The organism is Mycobacterium interjectum (genome assembly GCF_900078675.2).
GTDB classification, from domain to species: Bacteria; Actinomycetota; Actinomycetes; order Mycobacteriales; family Mycobacteriaceae; genus Mycobacterium; species Mycobacterium interjectum.
Window position 1 is genome coordinate 1,702,926 of record NZ_LT546237.1, and the last position, 22,899, is coordinate 1,725,824.

Consider the following 22,899-nt stretch of genomic DNA (forward strand, 5'->3'; position numbering starts at 1 on the left):
CCGCGTCGGACCCGGCGCCGGGCTCAGAGCTCGAGCACGCGGATCTCCCCGGTCGCGCCGTCGACCTCGACGAGGGCGCCGGGCGGCAACGATTTAGTGGCGCCCTGTACGTCCACCACGCAGGGGAAGCCGAACTCGCGCGCCACCACCGCGGCGTGCGACATCGGGCCGCCCAGCTCGGTCACCACGGCCGCGGCGTAGCAGAACGCGGCGGTGTAGCCGACGTCGGTGACCTCGGCGACGAGGATCTCGCCCGGTTGCAGGTCGTCGATCGTCTCGGGCCGCACGATCCGCACCCGTCCGCGCACCCGTCCCCCGCAGACGCCCACCCCGCGCAGGGTGTCCCCGCCGGCCAGCGCCGGTGCCGAAGTCACGGACGGCTGCCAGCTCCCGCTGAACACCGTCGGCGGGACGACACCGGCCAGCCGGCGCTGCTCGGACCGCCGCTCGGCCACCAGCTTCGCCGCGTCCGGTGGCAGAGCTTCGAGTTCGTCGACGAGGAGATAGAACACGTCGTCGGCTTTTTCGAAGACCGTGGCGTCGACCAACCGGCGGCCGTACTCCCGCAGCAGGCCACGCAGCACCCAGTTGGCCCGCACCACCTTGTCCCGACGGATTTCGCGGTCCCGCAATTGGCGCACCGCCAGGGCCGCGACCGGCTTGGCGCGCAACGGAATCCCCGGGTGCACCGGCGGTGGCGCGGCGGCGGCGCCGAGCGTCTTGGTCACCATGCGGACCAGCAACTCGGGGTCGTCGGCGTAACTGGTCGACAACATCTCAAGCTCGGCCGGGCCGCGGTGGCCGATGAGCGCCAGCTCGGCGAGCACGGCGGCGTGGAACTCGGGCGCGTCGACGGCCAGCTTGCCGATACGCTCCCCCGGTTCGCCCAGCACGCGCACCACGTTCGGGTCGCGTTGCGCCGCCAATACCAGCCGCTGCATCGCCTCGACCGAGCGCGCACTGACCAGTTCCGGACCGGCCGAGGGCGCGGTGTCGCGCCCCCACAGGGCGCGCAACAACACGTTGTACGCCGCGCACAGCAGGAATGACCCCGCCGCCAGCACCCAGCCGTGCACCACGTGGTCGCGCGCCAACAGGATCAGGCTGAGCAGCCGGCGATCGTCGAGTCCGGTGAGGTCGTCGCCGACCAGCCGCTCCAACCGATCGACGTCCGCGACGAAGGCCGCGGTGTCTCCGGCCGAACCGGCGCTCAGACCCACCAGGTTGACCCCGAACACCCCGATGTTGCGCAGGGTGCGCAATTGCCTTCGGGTACGGCCGGATTCCAGCGTTGGACGGTTCTCACCGAAGATCGGCAGGGCCGCCATGCTCGGGCCGAAGAAGCCACTGTTGCTGACCACCGTCGCCGGCTTGATGAAAGGCACGGTCTCGGCCATGAAATGCGCCGTCGTGATGGCGCCGTAGAGCCGGTGGGCGAACACCGCGACCATGCGCATGGCGATCTCGCGTTGGATCATCCCCCCCGGCCGCAGCCGCTCGGCGACGCACACCGCGCTGGCCCGCAGGCCGCGCACCGTCGCCGACGCCGACGCCGGCGAGAACGGGCCGGGCAGCGCCTCGGACAAGTTGGTCGCCAGGAACGTCGGGAATCGCGGGTCTATCGGTGTGTCGAACTCGCCGTTGAACCCGTCCGGCCCGGCCAATGCCGGCGCCACGCCGTCCCTCGCGGGCGCGTCGACCGCGGGCAGATCCTGGATATGGGCGAGGCGCCATGGCAGCGATATCACCCGCTTGCCCAGCGTGACCCGCCCGCGCACCGCCAGTGCCAGGTCTTCGACGCATTCGTCGGAGTTCCACGCCGGTTGATATCCCCATTCGCCGTGCAGCCGTGAGGTATCCATCAGCGGCGCGCTCTGCACCAGTTTCAGTTCGGCGAACGACGCTGTGCGGGGCAGGGGCAGCGGCACGATGCGACGACCGAGCGCTGCGGCGATGTCGCGGAAAGTCGGCGCGCCGGGCGCGGCGAGATTGATGGGACCGCCGGGGATCTCGGCATCGACGACCGCGCGGGTCAGCAGCCGCAGCGCGTCGTCGAGATGGACCAGCTGCACGCGGCGGTCCGAGGATCCGTCGGGAAAGACCGGCAGCGCCAGCGCCCGGCGCACCCAGTTGTCGACGCCGCGACCGACGATGAGGGCGCAGCGGATCGCCACCGATTCGACGTCGGCGCCCCCCAGCAGCTCTTCGATGCGGGCCTGGTGCAGGCCGTCGGCGGAGACCGGGTTCGGCGCGGCGGACTCGGCATTCCGAGCGTCTCCGCCGCCGTAGACGTGTGCCGACGACGGGAAAACGATGCGCCGGGTGCCGCTTCCGGCGATCGCCTCCAGGACGTTGAGCGTGCCGCCGATGTTGACCTGCTCGTTGCCCCTGGCCCAGGCGCAATGCGCGACGACGTCGGCACCGGCGAGGGCGCGCCCGACCTCGGCGGTGTCGCGGATGTCCGCCGCGACGAATTCGGCCGCGCTCGGCCAGCTTTCGGGCCGGTGCCTCGCGAGGCCGACGACATCGTGCCCCTGGGTGAGCAACCGGGCGGCGAGGCCGCGGCCGAGCACGCCGCCGGCCCCGGTGACCGCGACTCTCACGGAGTGCTCATCCCGCACATGGCTATTCGTCGTCGTCCTCGTTCAGCAGTGCCGCGTTGACCAGCGCGTCGAGGTCCATGCCCGCGATGTCCGTTTCGGTGGTCGCCGCGGGGGCCGCGGGACCGCCGCCGCCAGCCTCGTTCGCCAACGCGAGCAGCAGCTCGAGCACTCCCGCCTGGCGCAGGCGCTTGACCGGAATGGACGCCACCACGCGCTGGATTTCGGCCTCTCCGGGTGCGACGGCCGGGGTCTGCTGCTCCGCCGAACCGACGAGCTCGCGGTACATGTAGCCGGCCAGCGCGGCCGAGTTCGGATAGTCGAAGATCAGGGTCGGCGAAAGCGCGAGTCCCGTCGCGGATTTCAGCCGGTTCCGCATCTCGACGGCGGTCAGCGAGTCGAACCCCAACTCCTGGAACGCCCGGTCCGGATGGATGGACTCGGGGCTGGAGTTGCCCAGCACGATGGCGATGTTGGACCGCACCAGGTCCAGCAGCACCTCCTGCTGCTCGTCTTCGGGCAGCCCTTCGAGGCGCTGCAGCAGAGCCGATTTCGACTTCGCCGCGGCCAGTGAGTCGTCCACCTGCCGTCGCGTCGGCGCGTTGATCAAATCGACGAACATGGGCGGCAACGTGCCGTTGTCGAACTTGACCCGCAGTGCCGCCAGGTCGATGTGGGCGGGCAACAGGAACGGCTCGTCGACGATCAGGGCGGTGTCCATCAATTCCAGCGCCTCGTCGGAGGACATCGCGACGATCCCGTCCCGGCCGAACCGGGCGCGGTCCGCGGTGCCCAGCGCGCCGGTCATGGCGCTGGCCTGATCCCACAGGCCCCAGGCCAGCGATATCGCCGGCAACCCCTGCCTCCGACGGTGCACGGCCAACCCGTCGAGGAAGGAGTTGGCCGCGGCGTAGTTGGCCTGACCGGACGCGCCCGCCAGCCCGGCCATCGACGAAAACATCACGAACGCCGACACATCGAGGTCGCGGGTGAGCTCGTGCAGGTTCCACGCCGCGTCGACCTTGGCCCGCAACACCGCGTCGACGCGCTCCGGCGTCAGCGACGAGATCACCGCGTCGTCGAGGACCCCGGCCGCGTGGATCACTCCGGACAGCGGTCGGTGCACCGGGATGTCGGCGAGCACCTTGGCGACGGCCTCGCGGTCCCCGGCGTCGCAGGCGATCGCCTGCACCTGGGCGCCGGCCGCGGTCAGTTCGGTCACCAGCTCCGCGGCGCCCGGGGCGTCCAGCCCGCGCCGACTGATCAGCACCAGGTTGCGCGCACCGTGCCGGGCCACGACGTGGCGCGCCAACGCCGACCCCGCCATGCCGGTGGCACCGGTGATCAGGACCGTGCCCGCCACCCAGGCGTCGGGCATGCTCATCACGACCTTGCCGACGTGGCGGGCCTGGCTCAGGTAGCGCAACGCGGCGGGTGCGCGCCGCACGTCAAACCTGGTGACCGGCAACGGTTGCAGCACGTCCTCGCCGAACAGCGCCGCCAACTCGTCGAGCAGCTGCGCGATGCGCTCCGGTCCGGCCTCGAAGAGATCGAAGGCGCGATAGCGCACGCCGGTGTGGTCGCGGGCGACGGCCGCGGGCTCGCGGATGTCCGTCTTGCCCATCTCCAAGAACACGCCACCGGGGGCGACCAGCCGCAGGGAAGCGTCGACGAAATCGCCGGACAGCGAGTCGAGCACCAGGTCCACGCCGCGCCCACCGGTGACCGCGCGGAACTTTTCCTCGAATTCCAGGCTGCGGGAGTCCGCGATGTGGTCGTCGTCGAAGCCCATGGCCCGCAGCGTGTCCCACTTGCCGCGGCTCGCCGTCGCGAACACCTCCAGGCCGAGGTGGCGGGCCAGTTGCACGGCGGCCATCCCGACCCCACCGGCGGCGGCGTGCACCAGCACCCGCTGGCCGGGCCTCGCGCCCGCCAGGTCGACCAGCGCGTAGCGCGCCGTGGCGAACACGACCGAGGCCGTCGCGGCGGCGGTGTGCGACCATCCGGCCGGCACCTTGGCGAGCAGTCGCTGGTCGGTGGTGGCGATCGTCCCGGTGCCGTCCGGGAAGAGGCCCATCACGCGGTCGCCCACCGCGAAACGCCCACCGCCCGAAGCGATCTCGACCACGACGCCGGAGCCTTCGATGCCCATGACCGCGTCGGGGTTGGGATAGAGGCCCAGCGCGATCATGACGTCGCGGAAGTTGGCGGCGATGGCCGACAACGCAACCCGCACCTGACCGGGGCCCAGCGGCGCGTCGGCATCTCCGATCCGCTCCAGCCGCAGGTTCTCGATGGTGCCGTAACTGCTCATGCCGAGCCGCCATGGCCCGTCGTCGGGCGGCACCAACAGGCCGCCGGCTGCGCGGCTGCCGTGCACCCGCGCGGTGTAGACCGTCGCGTTGCGCAGCACCACCTGCGGCTCGGCCGCCGCCAGCACCGCCGCGACCGCGTCGGCATCCAGCGCAGCATCGGTGTCGACGAGCACGATTCGGCCGGGATGCTCGGTCTGCGCCGAGCGGACCAGGCCCCACACCGCGGCGCCCGCCAGATCGGTGACGTCCTCCCCCGGCAACGCCATCGCGCCGCGGGTCGACACCACCAGCGTCCCCGCCCCGTCGCGGGCCAACCAGGACTGCAGCACGGGCAGGACCGCGCGCGTGGCCGCGTAAACCTCCGTCACGACGTCGCCGGCCACCGGCGCCGATTCGAACAGCACCGCCGAGCGCTCGCCCTCGGCGTCGTCCAATTCCGCCGTCCCCCAGGCCGACACGGAGACCGGCTGCACCGCGGACAGCGGCTGGGCCGACCAGATGACCTCGAAGAGCCGGTCCGGCCCAGAGCTCGACACCGCGGCCAGCAGCTGCTGATCGGTCACCGGCCGGGCGACCATCGACGCCACCGAAAGCACCGGCAGCCCCAGGCCGTCGGCCAGCTCGATCGACACGGCCGACTGGCCCACCGGCACGATCCGCGCCCGCACCGCCGCCGCGCCGGCGGCATGCAGCGACACCTGCTGCCAGGAGAACGGCACCAGCATCGAACCCGCTGCGAGCTCGCCGTCGTCCGACGCGAGGATCACCGCGTGCAGCGCGGCGTCGAGCATCGCGGGGTGCACCCCGAACCCGGTCACCGACACCCCGGCGTCCTCGGGCAGTGCGACCTCCGCGAACACCTCGTCGCCGCGGCGCCACATCGACGTCAGGCCGCGGAATGCGGGCCCGTACCCGTAGCCGCGCTCGGCCAGTTGCTGGTAGCCGTCGCCGATGTCCACCGGGACGGCGCCCACCGGCGGCCAGGGCGACAGGTCCGCGCTGGGTTGCACCGAACCCGCCCGCAGGACGCCCTCGGCATGCAGCGACCAGCCAGAGCCCGCTTCCGCGCGCGAGAACACCGACACCGCGCGGGCGCCCGCCTCGTCCGGGCCNCGCCCACCGCGAAACGCCCACCGCCCGAAGCGATCTCGACCACGACGCCGGAGCCTTCGATGCCCATGACCGCGTCGGGGTTGGGATAGAGGCCCAGCGCGATCATGACGTCGCGGAAGTTGGCGGCGATGGCCGACAACGCAACCCGCACCTGACCGGGGCCCAGCGGCGCGTCGGCATCTCCGATCCGCTCCAGCCGCAGGTTCTCGATGGTGCCGTAACTGCTCATGCCGAGCCGCCATGGCCCGTCGTCGGGCGGCACCAACAGGCCGCCGGCTGCGCGGCTGCCGTGCACCCGCGCGGTGTAGACCGTCGCGTTGCGCAGCACCACCTGCGGCTCGGCCGCCNGACCGAGCCACCGGCCGGCAACACCAGGGGCGCGGCCAGATTCAGCTCGTCGACTATTCCGCAGCCCACCTCGTCGCCGGCGCGGATCGCCAGCTCGACGAAGCCCGCACCGGGGAATAGCACGACGCCACCGACGGCGTGATCGTTGAGCCAGCCCTGCGCGGTGGGTGACAATCGGCCGGTCAGCACCACGCCGCCGGAGGACGGCAGCTCCACCACCGCGCCCAGCAGGGCGTGTTCGCCGGAGGCCAGCCCCAGCCCGGCGGCGTCGGCCGGGGCGCTATCGCCGGAAAGCCAAAAGCGGCGCCGTTCAAAGGCGTACGTGGGCAGCTCGACGAACCTGCCGGTGCCCAGTGCGGCGCGCCAGTCCACGTCCATCCCGGCGGCGAACCCCTGGGCGACGGCGGTGGTCAGTGTCGCCGGCTCCGGGCGGTCCTTGCGCAGCGCCGACATGGTGGTGACGGGCGCATCCGGGAGCGACTCCTCGATCGCCGCCGTCAGCCCGCCGCCCGGGCCGACCTCGAGGAAGCGGGTGGCACCGGCCGAGTGCACGAAACGCACGCTGTCGGCGAATCGCACCGCCTCCCGGACGTGCCGCTTCCAATACGCCGCCGAGGCGAAGTCGTCGCCCGCCAGCTGCCCGGTGACGTTCGAGACGATCGGGATCGTGGGCCTGCCGACAGCGAGTCCCGCAGCGACGGTGCCGAATTCGTCGATCATCGGGTCCATCAACGGGGAGTGGAAGGCGTGGGACACGGCGAGTTGGTGCACGCGGCGCCCGTCGGCGCGCAGCCGATCGGCCACCGCGGCCGCCGCCTCCTGTGCGCCCGAAATCACCACCGAGGCCGGTCCGTTGACCGCCGCGATACCCACGCCGGGGGTCAGCAGCGGGCGCACCTCCTCCTCGGTGGCCTGCACGGCGATCATCGCCCCGCCCGCCGGCAGCGCCTGCATGAACCGGCCCCGGGCGGCGACCAGGACCGCCGCGTTCTGCAGCGACAGCACGCCGGCGACGTGTGCGGCGGAGATCTCACCGATCGAGTGGCCCAGCACGAAGTCGGGTCGCACACCCCAGGATTCGAGCAACCGGAACAGCGCGACTTCCACGGCGAACAGGGTCGGCTGCGCGAATTCGGTCGTGTTCAGCAGGTTTTCGTCCGGGCCCCACACGACGTCCCGCAATGGCCGCAACAGGTGCTGGTCCAGTTCGCCCAGCACGGCGTCGAACGCCTCGGCGAATACCGGGTAGGCGGCGTGCAACCCCATTCCCATCCCGAGCAGCTGGGCGCCCTGGCCGGGGAAGACGAAGACGGTCTTGCCGGGCGTCGCCGTGCCCTGGACGACGGAGACAGCCTGGCCGGCGGCCAGTTCGTCGAGACCGGCCAGCAATTGCTCGCGGTCAGCACCGACGACGACGGCGCGATGCTCGAAGTCGGATCGGCCCGCCAGCGACCACGCGACGTCGGCGACGTTGAGCTCGCCGTGCCGGCGCAGGTGCCCGGCGAGCCGAGCGGCCTGAGAGCGCAACGCCGGCAATGACTTTGCCGAGATCGCCCACGGCAGCACCGGCAACTCGGGCCGTTGCGCGGCGGGCGCGGGCTCGAGGGGGGCAGCCTCGATGATCACGTGGGCGTTGGTGCCGCTGATGCCGAAGGACGACACGCCGGCGCGGCGCGCGCGGGTGGCCGGCCAGGGTTGGGCCTCGGTCAGCAACGACACCGAACCCACCGACCAGTCCACATGCGGGCTGGGCTCGTCGACATGCAGTGTGGCGGGCAGCATTTCGTGGCGCATCGCCAGGACCATCTTGATCACCCCGGCGACGCCCGCGGCGGCTTGGGTGTGACCCATGTTCGACTTGATCGACCCCAGCCGCAGTGGCTCGCTGCGATCCTGACCGTAGGTCGCCAACAACGCCTGGGCCTCGATGGGATCGCCCAACGTGGTTCCGGTGCCGTGACCCTCGACGGCGTCGACCTCGACCGCGGACAACCCGGCGTTGGCCAGCGCGGCGCGCACCACCCGTTGCTGCGAGGGACCGTTGGGGGCGGTCAACCCGTTGGAGGCGCCGTCCTGGTTGATCGCCGAACCCCGCAGCAGGGCCAGCACGGGATGGCCGAGCCGCTGCGCGTCCGACAACCGCTCCACCACGAGCATGCCGCCGCCCTCGGAGAAACCGGTGCCGTCGGCCGCGCCGGCGTAGGCCTTGCACCGGCCGTCCGCCGACAACCCGCGCATGCGGCTGAACTCCACGAAGATGTCTGGCGTGGCATTGACCGTGACGCCGCCGGCCAGGGCCAGGTCGCATTCGCCCGAACGGAGCGATTGGGCCGCCATGTGCAACGCCACCAACGACGACGAGCAGGCCGTGTCCACCGACACCGCCGGGCCCTCCAACCCCAGCGCATACGAGATCCGCCCCGACGCCACGCTCGACGACTGTCCCGTCAGCCGGAAGCCCTCCGCGGCCGGCGCGGCGCCGATGCCGTAGCCCTGCGTGTACACGCCGGCGAACACGCCGGTGGCGCTGCCGCGCAGGCCGCCGGGCTCGATTCCCGCGCGCTCCAGGGCTTCCCAGGACAACTCGAGGAACAGCCGTTGCTGCGGATCCATGGCCAGCGCCTCGCTGGGCGCGATGCCGAAGAAGGCCGGATCGAAATCGGCGACACCGTCCACGAAGCCGCCGGTGCGGGTGTAGCAGGTGCCCGGTACGTCGGGGTCGGGGTTGTACAGCCCGGCCAAGTTCCAGCCGCGATCGCTCGGGAATTCGGAGAGCACGTCGCGACCCTCGGTGAGCACGTCCCACAGGTCGTCGGGGGAATTCACCCCGCCGGGGTAACGGCAGGACATGCCGACGATCACAATGGAATCGTCGTCGGTGGCGCGGACGACGGGGGCCTGCTTGATTTCCTGCGGCAGCCCGGCGAGTTCGGTGCGCATGTAGGCCGCCAGGCCGTTGGGCGTCGGGTAGTCGAAGATGAGCGTTGGCGAAAGGGCCAGCCCGGTCGCGGTTTTGAGCCGGTTACGCATTTCGACCGCCGTCAGCGAGTCAAAGCCCAACTCCTGGAACGCCTTGTCCGGGTCGATCGCCTCGGCGCTGGTGTTCCCCAACACCGTGGCGATGTGCGAGCGCACCAGGTCCAGCAGCACGGCGTGCTGCTCGGCCTCCGGCAGCCCGTGCAGGCGATGCGCGAGAGCCGATTTCGACTTCGCGGCGGCCAGCGTGTCGTCGACCCGGCGCCGGGTCGGGGCGTTGAGCAGATCGGCGAACAGGGGGGGTACCGCGGCGGCGTGGGCGCGCAGCGCGCCGAGATCGATGCGGGCGGGGGCCAGGAAGGGTTCGTCGACGATCAACGCGGTGTCGAACAATTCCATCGCTTCGGCCGACGACAACGCCAGGATCCCGTCGCGGCCCAGCCGGGCACGGTCGGCGGCGTCCAGCCCACCGGTCATGGCGCTGGCTTGATCCCACAGCCCCCACGCCAGCGAGATCGCGGGCAGCCCGTGCGCCCGCCGGTGCGCGGCCAGCCCATCCAGGAACGAGTTGGCCGCCGCGTAGTTGCCCTGACCCGAGGAACCCACCAGGCCGGCCATCGACGAAAACATCACGAACGCCGACAGATTCAGATCGCGGGTCAATTCGTGCAGGTTCCACGCCGCGTCGACCTTGGCCCGCAGCACCTCGTCGACTCGCTCCGGGGTCAGCGAGGTGACCATCGCGTCGTCGAGCACGCCGGCCGCATGAATGACGCCCGAGAGCGGCCGGTTGGGGGCGATGTCGGCGATCACGGCCGCCAGCGCGGTCCGGTCGGCCGCATCGCACGCGACCGCCCGCACCCGGGCNGTGGCGGGCCTGGCTCAGGTAGCGCAACGCGCTGCGCGCGCGTCGCACGTCAAACGTCGTGACTGGCAACGGCTTGAGTATCCCGGCGTCGAACAAGCCCGCCAGCTCCAGCATCCACTGATGCATCCGGGGGCGGCCGGGCTCGAACAGGTCGAAGGCCCGGTAGCGCACGCCCGGGTATTCCTGGGCGACGGCGCCGGGGTCGCGGATGTCGGTCTTACCCATCTCCAAGAACATGCCGCCGGGGGCGACCAGCCGGAGCGAGGCATCGACGAATTCGCCGGCCAGCGAGTCCAGCACCACGTCCATCCCACGGCCGCCCGTGACCGCCCGGAACTTGTCCTCGAACTCGCAACTGCGGGAATCCGAGATGTGGTCGTCGTCAAAGCCCATGGCCCGCAAGGTGTCCCACTTGCCGCGGCTGGCGGTGGCGAACACCTCCAGGCCCAGATGGCGGGCCAGCTGAACCGCGGCCATCCCCACTCCGCCAGCGGCGGCGTGCACCAGCACCCGCTGTCCCGGCTTGACGTCGGCCAGGTGGAGCAACGCCATGTATGCGGTGGTGAACACCGCCGAGATGCCGGCGGCCTCGGCGTAGGACCAGTCGGACGGCATCGGCACCAGCAGCCGCACATCGCCGGGCACCAGCGTGCCGCTGCCGTCGGGGAAGAATCCGTACACCGAGTCGCCGACCGCGAACTCGGTGACCCCGGGCCCGACCTCGACCACCACGCCGGCGCCTTCGCCGCCGAGCAGGGCGTCGTGGGTGAACATGCCCAGCGTGATCATGACGTCGCGGAAGTTGGCGGCGATGGCGCGCAGGGCCACCCGAACGTGTCCCGGCTCCAGCGGAGCGTCGGCGCCCGGAACCGGCTCCAGTTGCAGGTTTTCGAAGGTGCCCGCGCTGCTGATGCCGAGCCGCCAGGGCCGGTCCGCGGGAGGCGTCATGATGCCGTCGACCGCGCGGCTGCCCCGCACCCGCGCGACATACGCCGTGCCGCCGCGCAGCACTACTTGTGGCTCGCCGACCGCCACCGCGGTGGCTATCGCGCCGTCGTCCAGCGGCGCATCGGAATCCACCAGCACGATGCGGCCGGGGTGCTCGGTCTGCGCCGACCGCACCAGCCCCCACACCGCGGCGCCGGCCAAATCGGTGACGTCCTCCCCCGCCAAAGCCGCCGCGCCTCGGGTGGCGACCAGCAGCACCCCGGAGTCGTGCTCGGTCAACCACGACTGCACGGCGGCCAGCGCACGGTGCGTGCGCTCATGGGCTCCGGCGACCGGATCGTCCTCGGCCGCAACGGATTCGAACACTTCGTGCGCGGGCACCTCGGCGGCGGCGTCGGTCCGATGTGTTGCCGTTGCCGGCGACCAGTCCACCTCGAACAACCGGTCCGGGCCCGCGCCCGACACCGCCGCGCGCAGCTGTTGCTCGCTCACCGGACGGGCCGCCATCGCCCGCACCGACAGCACCGGCAATCCGAGTGCGTCGGCGAGCTCGATGGACACCGTCTTGGAGGCCGCCGAAGTTCCCGCCGGGGCGATGCGGGCGCGCACCGCCGACGCGCCGGCGGCATGCAGCGAGACGCCCTGCCACGCGAACGGCAACACCACTTCCTCGGCCTGGCCGTCGGTTTGGTGAGCCACCATCAAGGCATGCATCGCCGCGTCGAGCAGGGCGGGGTGCAGGCCGAACCCGGTGACGGCTCCGGCGGAGTCGGGCAGCCGCGCCTCGGCGAACACCTCGTCGCCGCGGACCCAGGTCGCGGTCAATCCCCGGAAGGCGGGCCCGTAGCCGTACCCGCGCGCGGCCAGCCGTTCGTAGCAGTCGCCGGGGTCGGCCGCGACCGCGCCGGCCGGTGGCCACGCCGACAGGTCCACGCTGGGCTCGACCGAGCCGGTGCTCAACGTTCCCTCCGCGTGGCACACCCAACCGGAGCCGCCGGTGGCGCGCGAGAAGATCGACACGCTGCGCCGGCCGGGTTGTTCCTCGGCCCCCACCACGACTTGCACCGCCACCGAGCCGGACGCGGAATCCTTGGCGGGCAACAGCAACGGCGCCTGCAGCGTCAGTTCGTCGACCGTCGAGCAACCGACCTCGTCGCCGGCGCGGATCGCCAACTCCACAAACCCGGCGCCGGGGAACACGGCCACAGCGGATACAGCATGGTCGGCCAGCCACCCCTGCAGGCTCGGCGCCAACCGGCCCGTCAGCACCACCCCGCCCGAGGCCGGCAGTTCCACCACCGCGCTCAGCAGTGGGTGCTCGCTGGTCGCCAGGCCCAGACCCGCGGCGTCGGCGGCGACACCTTCCCCGGACAGCCAAAACCGCCGGCGGTCAAACGCATACGTCGGCAGCTCCACGAAGCCTGCTCCATCGAGCACGCCCCGCCAATCCACGCTCACTCCCGCGGCAAAGGCGGTGGCCGCGGAGGTGAGGAACCGCGCGAGGCCGCCGTCGTCGCGGCCCAAGGTGGGGACGACGATGGCCTCGGTGTCGCCGGCGGCGCAATCATTGGCGGTGTCTTCGATGCCTGCGATCAGGGCGGGATGCGGGCTGGATTCGATGAAGGATCGGTACCCGTGCTCGCACGCACTGCGCACCGCCTGGTCGAACTGAACGGTCTGCCGGATGTTCCGATACCAGTATTCGGCGTCCAATCCCGCGGTATCCAAACGGTTTCCGGTCACGGTCGAGAAGAAGGCCGTGCGCGACGAGCGCGGCTCGACGCCGGCCAGCACCTCGGCGAGCTCACCGCGAATCGCCTCGACCTCGACCGAATGCGACGCATAGTCCACGTCGATCCGCCGCGTCCGCAGCTCCAGGTCGGCGCAGAAGGCGACGAGTTCGTCCAGGGCGGCGACGTCACCCGACACCACGACGGCGGACCGGCCGTTGACGGCGGCGATGCTGACCCGATTGCCGTAGGGCGCCAGCAATTCCCGGGCCCGCTCGGTGCTGCAGGCGATGGACAACATGCCGCCGGGGCCGGCCAGCGAGCGCAGCAGCTTGCTGCGCAGCGTGACCACCCGGGCGGCGTCGCGCAACGACAACCCGCCGGCAACGTAGGCCGCGGCGATCTCCCCCTGCGAGTGCCCGATCACGGCATCGGGGCTCACTCCGACCGACTTCCACAGTTCGGCCAGCGACACCATCACCGCAAACAGCACCGGCTGCACGACGTCCACCCGGTCCATGCCCGGGGCGCCGGGTGCGCCGCGCAGGACATCGGTCAGCGACCAGTCGACGAACTCGGAGAACGCCTCGGCGCACGTCTCGATCTGTTGCGCGAAAACCGGTGCGGTGTCGAGCAATTCGATACCCATGCCCAGCCATTGGGAGCCTTGCCCGGGGAAGACGAAGACGGTCTTGCCCGCGGGCGCGGCGGTGCCGCGAATGACCGACACGGGCTGGTCCGCGGCGAGCTCGTCGAGGCCCGCCAGCAACCGGTCCCGATCGCCGCCGACCACGACGGCCCGATGCTCGAAGCTCGACCGGCCCGCCAGCGTCCATGCCACATCGGCAACGTCGAGCTCTGGATGCGCACCCAGATACCCGGCCAACCGGGCGGCCTGTAACTGCAACGCCTTTGCGGATTTCCCCGAAATGACCCACGGCACTGCGACCGGTGCGGGGCGGGTCCGCGGCGGCTCCGCGGCGGGCACCGCCTCCACGATCACATGCGCGTTGGTGCCGCTGATCCCGAACGACGACACGCCCGCCCGGCGAGCCCGGCCGCCGGCCGGCCAGGGGCGCGGCTCGGTCAGCAGCGACACCGACCCCGCCGACCAATCCACGTGCGGGCTGGGCTGATCCACGTGCAGCGTCGCCGGCAACGTCTCGTGGCGCATCGCCTGCACCATCTTGATGACGCCGGCCACGCCCGCGGCGGCCTGTGTGTGGCCCATGTTCGACTTGATCGACCCCAGCCACAACGGCTCGGTGCGGTCCTGGCCGTAGGTGGCCAGCAACGCCTGGGCCTCGATCGGGTCCCCCAACGTCGTGCCGGTGCCGTGGCCCTCGACCACGTCCACGTCGGCCGTCGACAACCCCGCGTTGGCCAGCGCGGCGCGCACCACGCGCTGCTGCGACGGGCCGTTGGGCGCCGTCAACCCGTTGGACGCGCCGTCCTGGTTGACCGCGGAACCCCGCACCAGCGCGAACACCGGATGACCCAACCGCTGCGCGTCCGACAGCCGCTCGACGACCAGCATGGCGCCGCCCTCGGACCAGCCCACCCCGTCGGCGGCGGCGGCGTAGGCCTTGGAACGGCCGTCCGGTGCCAGCCCACGGTGCCGGCTGAATTCGACGAAGACGGTCGGCGTGGCGTTGACGGTCGCACCCCCGGCCAGCGCCAGGTCGCACTCCCCCGAGCGCAGCGACTGCACCGCCATGTGCAACGCCACCAACGACGACGAGCACGCCGTGTCCACCGACACCGCCGGGCCCTCCAAGCCGAGCACGTAGGAGACCCGCCCCGAGGCGACGCTGGACGTCATGCCGGTGAGCCGATAGCCCTCGATCTCCTCGGCCAACATGCCGTAGCCCTGCACGATGAGTCCGGCGAACACCCCGGTGGCACTGCCGCGCAGCCCGCCCGGATCGATGCCGGCCCGCTCCAACGCCTCCCAGGACAGCTCCAGCAGCATCCGGTGCTGGGGATCCATCGCCAGCGCCTCGCTGGGCGCGATCCCGAAGAAAGCGGGGTCGAAGTCCGCGACGCCGTCGACGAAGCCCCCGGTGCGGGCGTAGGTCTTGTGGCGCGCGTCGGGATCCGGGTCGAACAGCCCCGCGACGTCCCAGCCGCGATCGTTGGGAAACTCCGTGATCACATCGCGGCCGTCGGCAACCATCCGCCACAGGTCTTCCGGGGTCTCGACCCCGCCGGGGAAGCGGCACGACATGCCGACGATGGCGATCGGCTCGCTTGACCGCTCCAGCAGCGCACGGTTGGTGCGCTTCAGGCGTTCCACCTGGACCAGCGCTTTGCGCAGCGCCTCGGTCGCATGCTGGAGTTGGTCCACCATCTAGTAACCTCGCCTAACCCTCACCCGGCATGTGGCCGTCGTGTCGCCGCCGGATGCGGCCGTTGCCGAGCGTCCCGGCCGAGTCACGGAAGTTGCTGCACGAATCGGTCTCGTGGATTTTTCGACCAGCGTCGTGCTGCTCTGCGACCCGAGAATGTCGCTCGTGAGTATGGCCAACTCCGGCACGATTTCAAAAACGTCCGACACTCCCGGCTGCCAGAGGAGGACCGGCTTCGCCTGTACGCCCGAGTACGGCCGGTCCGCCGCCCATGGCGCGACTGTACCCGGATACCCATCGGTGGTGGTCAAACCGGGTTAGACGGCCGCCCGGCGCCATCCGTCGGCGGCGCGGGCGGCCCGGATCAACACGTCGCACAGGTCGCGCAGTTCCCTCGCCCCGGCCCCCTCGTCCAGCGCGGTGGCCACGTCCTCGGCAGCGCATCGCACCTGGTAGACGCGATCGGACAGGTCGGCCGCTTCGTCGGCCGACAGCACCACCGCGTCGGCGGGCAAGGCCCCGGCCCCGTCCCGGTCCAAGCCCCGGGTCAACGAGGCGCGTTGCTCGTAGGCGCGTTGCCGGCACGACTGCCGGCAGTACTGGCGGCGGCGGCCCATGCCTGCGTCGGTCACGTCTCGACCACACCAGCGGCAAGGTTGGGGGTGGGAGCGGCGGGTCACGCCTGCCGACTGTAGTCGGCTTGCGTCCTCAGGCTCCGCATCCGCGCGTATCATTGAAGGTCGCGTCGCGTACGCCGCGTGTCGGCCCGGGAACTACGCCGACCGTCATATCGTTTTCTTAAGCGGTACAGAATTGGACGTCAGACCAGCCCCAGCCCGCAGGACCTGAAGGAGTAGCACGCATGGCCGATCGCGTTCTGAGAGGCAGTCGCCTTGGAGCCGTGAGCTACGAGACCGACCGCAATCACGACCTCGCGCCGCGCCAGATCGCGCGGTATCGCACCGAGAACGGCGAGGAGTTCGAGGTCCCCTTCGCTGATGACGCCGACATCCCCGGCACCTGGCTGTGCCGCAACGGCATGGAGGGCACCCTCATCGAGGGCGACCTGCCCGAACCGAAGAAGGTCAAGCCGCCGCGCACGCACTGGGACATGCTGCTGGAGCGGCGCTCGGTCGAGGAGCTCGAAGAGCTGCTCAAGGAGCGCCTCGACCTGATCAGGTCGCGCCGCCGCGGCTGACCTGCCGCCGCGCCGCCGCTAACCGCGGTTGTCGGCGCGGATCGCCCGGGGACGGTTCGCCCGCCCCTCGACGCCCCATCGGGTGACCTTGACCAGCGCCTCGCGGATGTTCGATCCGCTCATCTTCGAGACGCCGAGTTCGCGCTCGGTGAAGGTGATCGGCACCTCGGCGATGACAAACCCGTTGCAGACGGTGCGCCACGTCAGGTCGATCTGGAAGCAATAGCCCTTGGAGTCCACGCCGTCGAGGCCTATCGTCTCGAGGACTTCGCGGCGGTAGGCCCGGTAGCCGGCGGTGATGTCGTGGACGCCGATGCCCAGCGCCAGCCGCGCGTAGGTGTTGGCCGTCCAGGACAGCGCCCAGCGCCGCCACGGCCAATTTCGCACCGCGCCCCCGTCGACGTAGCGCGAACCGATGGCCAGGTCGGCGCCGGCGTCGACCGCATCCAGCAGCAGGTGCAGCTGTTCGGGCGCGTGGCTGCCGTCGGCGTCCATCTCGACGAGCACCGAATAGTCCCGGCCCAGACCCCAGGCGAAGCCCGCCAGGTAAGCCGCCCCCAGGCCGTCCTTCGCGGTGCGGTGCAGCACGTGCACGCGGTCGGGGTCGGCCGCCGCGAGCTCGTCGGCGAGCTGCCCGGTGCCGTCGGGGCTGTTGTCGTCGACGATCAGCAGGTGCACGCCCGGGCACGCGGCCGTGAGCCGTCGATGGATCACCGGCAGGTTCTCCCGCTCGTTGAACGTCGGGATGATCACCAGGACGCGCTCGCTGGGACGGCTGCCCGGGACCCGGGGCTCCGGCTGGCCGGTGGTCATGTAGCTCCTCTGTGTCGCCCGAAATCGGGTTGGCCGCCCTCGTCGGGCGGAGTGTCGTCACCGCCGCCCTCGTCCGGCGCAGCGTCTTGCGCGGTCTGGGCGTCGCCCTCGTCGGGCGGGGGTTCGCCCGGGGGCTTACCGGCGTCTGCCGATTCACCGCGGGGCCGCGACCTCAGGCGAACCGGACGCACGAACCATCCATTGTGCCGCATCCCGACCAGAATGGCCGCTCCGGCCGCCAGCACCAAAGCCCACTGCAGGATCGGCGCCCAGCGGGTTGCCGGTGTCAGCTTGGTCTTGAGGCGCACCTGCATGTCCAGGTAGGCGGGCTCGAAGAAGTCGGTGCGCACCAGCTCGGCGCCGTCGGGGGCGATGACCGCGCTGATCCCGGTGGTGCCGGCGACCACGACGTAGCGGTCGTGCTCCACCGCGCGGAGCTTGGCGAACGCCAGCTGCTGTTCGCTCATCGTCTTGTTGAAGGTGGCGTTGTTGCTGGGGACCGCCAGCAGCTGGGCGCCGCCCAGGACCGCCTTGCGCGGCGCCCGATCGAAGATGACCTCCCAGCAGGTGGACACCCCGACCGGCACCCCGGCGATGTGCACCACCCCGCTGCTTTTGCCGGGCACCATGTGGCCGGCCCGGTCGGCGTAACCGGAGAGATGCTTGAACAGCCACGGCATCGGCAGGTACTCGCCGAACGGCTGCACGATTTCCTTGTCGTGCCGGTCGGCCGGCCCGCTGACCGGGTTCCACACGATGACCGTGTTGGTGTAGGCGGGGGCGTTCGGCGTGCGGCCGGGCACCTCGAGCACCGTGCCGATCAATATCGGCGCACCGATCGCCGCGACGGCCCGCGCGACCTGCTCGGCGGCGTCGGCGTTGGTGAGGGGGTCGACGTCCGAGGAGTCTTCCGGCCAGATCACGAACTGGGGTTGCGGGGCCGCCCCCGCCCGCACGTCCTCGGCCAGCCGCAGGGTCTCCCGCACGTGGTTGTCCAGCACCGCGCGGCGCTGCGCGTTGAAGTCCAGGCCCAGCCGCGGCACGTTGCCCTGTACCGCCGCGACGGTGACCGAGGGTTCCCCGCCCGCCCCCGCGCCGGCGTGGCGCACCTGCGGCCAGACCAGGACCGCTGCGAACAACACCAGGCAGATGCAGATGCCCGGCAACACCACGGCGGGCGGCGGCCCCGGGGCTTCGGTGGCCGAGGGGGCGTGATCGGCTTTCCACCACTTGGCGATCTCCAGCGCGATCGCGGTGGCGCTGAACCCCACCAGCATGACCGCGGTAGACAGCAGCGCGACGCCGCCCAGCTGGACCAACGGCAACAACGGGCCTTGGGTCTGACCGAACGCCACCGCACCCCAGGGGAAGCCGCCGAACGGGAAGACCGACTTCAGCCACTCCTGGCCGGCCCAGACCAGCGCGAACCAGACCGGCCAGCCGGGCAGCCGCCGCACGATGACGGCCGCCAACCCGAACAGACCGGGAAAGAGCGCGCACGTCGTCGCCAACGCCAGCCAGGGCACGGCGCCCACCAGCAAGCTGATCCACGGCAGCAGCGGGATATAGAAGGCCAGCCCGAACACGAACCCGTAGCCGAAGCCACCCGCCGTTGTGGTGGCCGGACGCGTCAGCACCCAGCCCAGCAGCGCTGCGGCGACGACCGCGCCCCACCACCAGTTCAGCGAAGGGAAGCTGGTGAACAGCAACAGGCCAGCCCCGGCGGCGAGCACCAACCGCGGCAGCCGCGGCACCAGCGCGGCGCGAGCCCCGGGCAGCCGCGCGGCCGCCGCCGCGGCCAGTCCCGCCAGCGCCCGGCGCGNACCGCCCGCCGCCGGCAAGTCCGCGACCAGCCGCCGCAGCCCCGTCGACGCCAGCGCGGAGTGGACGTCGACGCGGGCCAGGTAGGCCGGCCGGTCGCCGAGGACCGCATCCAATTCGGCGGTGGCCGGCGGGGCGTTCTCCGGCCACGCCGATTCGTCCCAGCCATGCCCCCACACCGGTTGGCCTGGGTGGGCTGCGGCGTAGTCGGCGACCATCCGGATGCACTGGGCGCGCGACGTGGCGGTCCGCAGATCCAGGCCGCTGAGCGTGAGGCCGGTCGCGGTCAGGTGGACGTGGCTGTCCACGAACCCCGGCGCCACGAAGCCGCCGTCCAGGTCCTCCACCTCGGCGCCCGGAAACTGACCGCGCCCGACGTCGTCGCTGCCCAGCCACGCGATGACGCCATCGCGCACCGCCATCGCGGTCGCGTCGGGATGGGTCGGGCTGTGCACCCGGCCGTTGACCAGCAGCGTGGTGCGCGTGCCGTCCGGACGATCAGGAGATGTCACAGGCCAAAGCTACGTGCGGCGACCACCGGCGCGGTCAAGGTGATCGCGATTGCGGCGCAGTGGGTCGAAGCGGGTCGCCGCCAACAGGGCTAATCCCACCCCGGGTGCCCGGGGAATCCTCCGCGCATCTCGTTCGGCAGGGCGGGCGGCCGGAACTCCCGCACGTCGATGACCTCGCCGTCGATGTAGTCAGCGGGGCCGTCGCCCGGATAGCCCGCGCGGCCGTCTGCGCCGAACAGCCTGGCGTCGGTGATCAGCGGCATCCGCCGGCGCAAACCGCGCACCCCGAGCGCGGCCAGGCCGGGGCGGGCGAGCGAGCGTATCGGCGGAACCAGGAGCAACAGCCCCAACGCCGTGGTCACCAGCCCCGGGAGCAGGATCAGGACGGTGGCCAGCGTGACCATCGTCCCGTCGCTCACCGCGTTGGGGTCCGAGCGCAACTGCCTGAGCTGGCGGACGAGTTGCGATCCCGCCATCGGCGCCAGCACACCCCACCCGAGCAGCGAGGTGGCCAGCAACGCCAGCAGGGTCCAGCCCCACCCGACCGTCGAGACCAGGGCGATGACCGCCGCCAACTCGGTGACGGCGTAAATCAAGAACAGCCGCGACAACATGTCACGGAAACGTCCGCGGGCGGCCTCCGAGTTCCCCTGGTGGCGCCCGTCCCGGCTGCAGTTAGATGACGCTATGACAACGATTGAGATCGACACCCCCGATGGACCGATCGATGCTCTGCTGGACGTCCCGCAGGGACAAGGCCCGTGGCCGGGCGTGGTGGTGATCCACGACGCGTTCGGCTATGGCCGGGACAAGCAGGCGACCAGCGCGCGCATCGCCCGGGGCGGGTACGTGGCCCTCACCCCGAACATGTACGCCCGCGGTGGCCGCATCCGCTGCATCACCCGGGTGATGCGGGAGATGCAGGCGCAGCGCGGCCGCGCCCTGGACGACATCCTGGCGGCGCGCGATTACCTCAAGGCGATGCCCGAGTGCTCGGGGCAGGTCGGCATCGCGGGCTTCTGCATGGGCGGCCACTTCGCGCTTGTCATGTCGCCCAAGGGTTTTGGCGCCTCGGCGCCGTTCTACGGAACTCCCCTGCCGCGCAACCTCGACAAGACCCTGGACGGGGCATGCCCGATCGTCGCGAGCTTCGGCGGCCGCGATCCGCTGGGCCGGGGCGCGCCGGAGAAATTCCGGGAGGTGACCGAGGCCAAGCAGATCACCACCGACACCAAGGTCTACCCCGGTGTCGGGCACAGCTTCGCCAACACCCTTCCCGCCCAGCCGCTGCTTCGCATCACGGGTTTCGGCTACGACCAGGCCGCCACCGACGACGCATGGAACCGCGTCTTTGCGTTCTTCGGCGAACATCTGGCGGCCGGGGCAGCGACGTAGCGCCGCCGGCCTTAAGGTAGGACGATGCGCGAGTTGGCGATTCGGCGGCGTGCCCCGTGGCTGGGCATCGGCGCGGCGCTGGTTGCGCTCGCGGTCCTGATCGGCGTCGGACGCGTGGCCCTCTCCGACCGCGACGCGCCCGCGCCCACCAAGGACGCCGCGAGAACGGTTGCGTCCCAGGCCGGTTCGGGGAAGGACTTCAGCCCGTCCGAGCAACAGATCGTGGGGTTGCTGCCGCCGGGCTACAGCGCCGCGGCCTGCGCGCGGGCCACCGACCCGTTCCCGACCGCCGTCGCCAGCCTGGACTGCAGCCAGGGCACCGACTCGGGCACCCCGACCTACGCGCGGTTCACCCTCTACGACGACCTGGACGCGCTGACCGGCGATTTCCAGACGACCGCCAGCGGCATGCTGGTGTCACCGTGCCCGGCCAACAACACCTTCCCGCTGCCCGGTACCTGGAGTTACGGGTCCAACGCCAACCAGATCGGCGGCAAGGTGGTCTGCGGCAGCGTCGACGACCGCGCCAACATCGCCTGGACCCGCGATGCCCAGCTGCTGTTGGCCACCGTCAATGGCGGGCCGGACCTGAACAGCCTGTACCAGTGGTGGCAGCGCTACGGGATCCTGACGCAGCACTGAAAATCGCTGCGTCACTTCAGCTTCCGTGATATGACGGCCGCGAAGGTGTGCGTGTCGCCGGGCCAGCGCGCCGACACATAGCTGCCGTCGTCGACGACGAACGCCGGGCGCGGGTCGGTGGCGGTGTCACGCACGATCCCCGATGACTTGAGCCACCGGTGCGGCGAGCCGCGTTCGACGTCGCAGAAATCGGCCGGATCCGCAAGGGCGCGAGTGACTTCCGACTGCACCGACATGTACCCGGCGGGCTGGCCGGGCTCCTCGGTATAGGTCCGGTAATAGTTGCGGTCCCAGAATCGGGTGAGGCGGGTGAGATTCCACGCGGTGCGCTCCATCGCCCAGGTCAGCGCCGTGGTCTTGCGGCCGTAGAGCACCGAACGACCGGTGGCGGGATCGACGCTGCGCGCGGCGAGCAGCACGCCATGACAGATCGCGGCCACGACCAGCCCGCGGGCGAAAGCGTCCACGACGAGCCGCTGCAGTACGTCGCTGTCGACGTAGCTCCGCATCCCGCGGGCGCGATGGCCGCCCGGCAGCAGCAGCGCGTCGATGCCGTCGAGCCCGGCCTGCGACCAGCTGAGCGGATGCCGAAATTCGGCCGATGCCACCATGTCCCGATACGCGTCGCGGCCGTCCTTGTTGGCCCGCAGCGCCAGCCCGACGAGCGGCACGGCGCCCAGCACGGGCAGCGCGGACCAGACGTCGAGTCCGCGACCGGTCACCATGATGTCGTCGGCGACGCCGGGGGTGCCGCTTTCGGTGGCGAAGACCACCCGATGCCCGCCGTGGGTGAGCACGCGCCAGCTGACGGCGACCTCGGTCGGGTCGAAGTCACGATCCGGGATCGGGATCAGCACGGTGCCCATTTGTTTTAGCTGGAGGCCACTTTCAGCTCGAGGCCGACGTTGTTCTGCATGCCCCCGCGCAGCTTGCTGGCGAAGTTGAAGACCTTGCCCACAATGCCGTACCGCCGGCCGATCGCGTCGTAGACGGCGGCGGTTTCCGACTTGTCGAGGATGGCCGCGGTGCCCTCGACGGCCTCGCTGGTCGGGCGGCCGCGCATGGTGCAGGTGGCCAGCGTCACCCGGGGCGTGTTGCGGATTCGCTTGACCTTCCACGATTTGGCCTCGGTGATGACGAGCAGCCGGTCGCCGTCGGCCGCGGCCCAGATGGGCACCGGCTTCGGCCTTCCGTCCTTGGTGAAGGTGGTCAGCAGGATGTACTGCGCCTTGGCGAGGTCGGCGAAGGTGGGCGTCACGGTGTGAGCCTACC

At 71.3% G+C, this 22,899-nt stretch carries 8 protein-coding genes and 4 pseudogenes; 3 read left to right on the plus strand and 9 right to left on the minus strand.

From position 1 onward, the window contains the following. Nucleotides 1-23 precede the first annotated feature (23 nt). From BN4348_RS42530 to BN4348_RS60790, 5 genes and pseudogenes are all read right to left on the minus strand, one after another. Complete coding sequence (locus BN4348_RS42530; protein WP_066913167.1) at nucleotides 24-2,603, minus strand: sugar epimerase family protein; 2,580 nt, start codon at nucleotides 2,601-2,603, stop codon at nucleotides 24-26. Between the two features lie 22 nt (nucleotides 2,604-2,625). Beyond that, nucleotides 2,626-6,027 (minus strand): annotated as a pseudogene (locus BN4348_RS42535) (SDR family NAD(P)-dependent oxidoreductase); the annotation flags it as partial. A 50-nt stretch (nucleotides 6,028-6,077) separates the two neighbouring features. After that, nucleotides 6,078-6,257 (minus strand): annotated as a pseudogene (locus tag BN4348_RS62805) (hypothetical protein); the annotation flags it as partial. 119 nt (nucleotides 6,258-6,376) lie between these two features. Then, nucleotides 6,377-15,248 (minus strand): annotated as a pseudogene (locus tag BN4348_RS60785) (beta-ketoacyl synthase N-terminal-like domain-containing protein); the annotation flags it as partial. Between the two features lie 315 nt (nucleotides 15,249-15,563). Then, entirely contained in the window at nucleotides 15,564-15,926 is a 363-nt protein-coding gene (locus tag BN4348_RS60790; RefSeq protein ID WP_211145715.1) for a hypothetical protein, read from the minus strand. A gap of 182 nt (nucleotides 15,927-16,108) precedes the next feature. Between BN4348_RS60790 and rbpA the strand changes: the two genes are divergently transcribed. Continuing rightward, nucleotides 16,109-16,444 (plus strand): RNA polymerase-binding protein RbpA, encoded by a 336-nt coding sequence (gene rbpA, locus BN4348_RS42555; protein ID WP_066913172.1) that lies wholly within the window; start codon nucleotides 16,109-16,111, stop codon nucleotides 16,442-16,444. Between the two features lie 18 nt (nucleotides 16,445-16,462). Here rbpA and lnt read toward each other — a convergent pair. Then, nucleotides 16,463-19,500, minus strand: a pseudogene (gene lnt / locus BN4348_RS42565) (apolipoprotein N-acyltransferase). A 179-nt stretch (nucleotides 19,501-19,679) separates the two neighbouring features. Further along, complete coding sequence (locus BN4348_RS42570; RefSeq protein WP_066913174.1) at nucleotides 19,680-20,204, minus strand: FxsA family protein; 525 nt, start codon at nucleotides 20,202-20,204, stop codon at nucleotides 19,680-19,682. Between the two features lie 73 nt (nucleotides 20,205-20,277). Between BN4348_RS42570 and BN4348_RS42575 the strand changes: the two genes are divergently transcribed. After that, on the plus strand, nucleotides 20,278-20,985 hold the full coding sequence (locus tag BN4348_RS42575) for a dienelactone hydrolase family protein (RefSeq protein ID WP_066913176.1): 708 nt from the start codon (nucleotides 20,278-20,280) through the stop codon (nucleotides 20,983-20,985). Nucleotides 20,986-21,009: 24 nt separating this feature from the next. Next, nucleotides 21,010-21,627 carry a hypothetical protein gene (locus BN4348_RS42580; protein WP_066913178.1) on the plus strand — a complete coding sequence of 206 codons (618 nt, stop codon included), beginning with the start codon at nucleotides 21,010-21,012 and terminating at the stop codon, nucleotides 21,625-21,627. A gap of 11 nt (nucleotides 21,628-21,638) precedes the next feature. On the opposite strand, the gene BN4348_RS42585 is transcribed toward BN4348_RS42580, so the two are convergent. After that, nucleotides 21,639-22,493, minus strand: a complete 855-nt coding sequence (locus BN4348_RS42585; protein ID WP_066913180.1) for a type 1 glutamine amidotransferase domain-containing protein — start codon at nucleotides 22,491-22,493, stop codon at nucleotides 21,639-21,641. A gap of 5 nt (nucleotides 22,494-22,498) precedes the next feature. Beyond that, on the minus strand, nucleotides 22,499-22,885 hold the full coding sequence (locus tag BN4348_RS42590) for a PPOX class F420-dependent oxidoreductase (RefSeq protein WP_066913182.1): 387 nt from the start codon (nucleotides 22,883-22,885) through the stop codon (nucleotides 22,499-22,501). Between the last annotated feature and the right edge of the window lie 14 nt (nucleotides 22,886-22,899).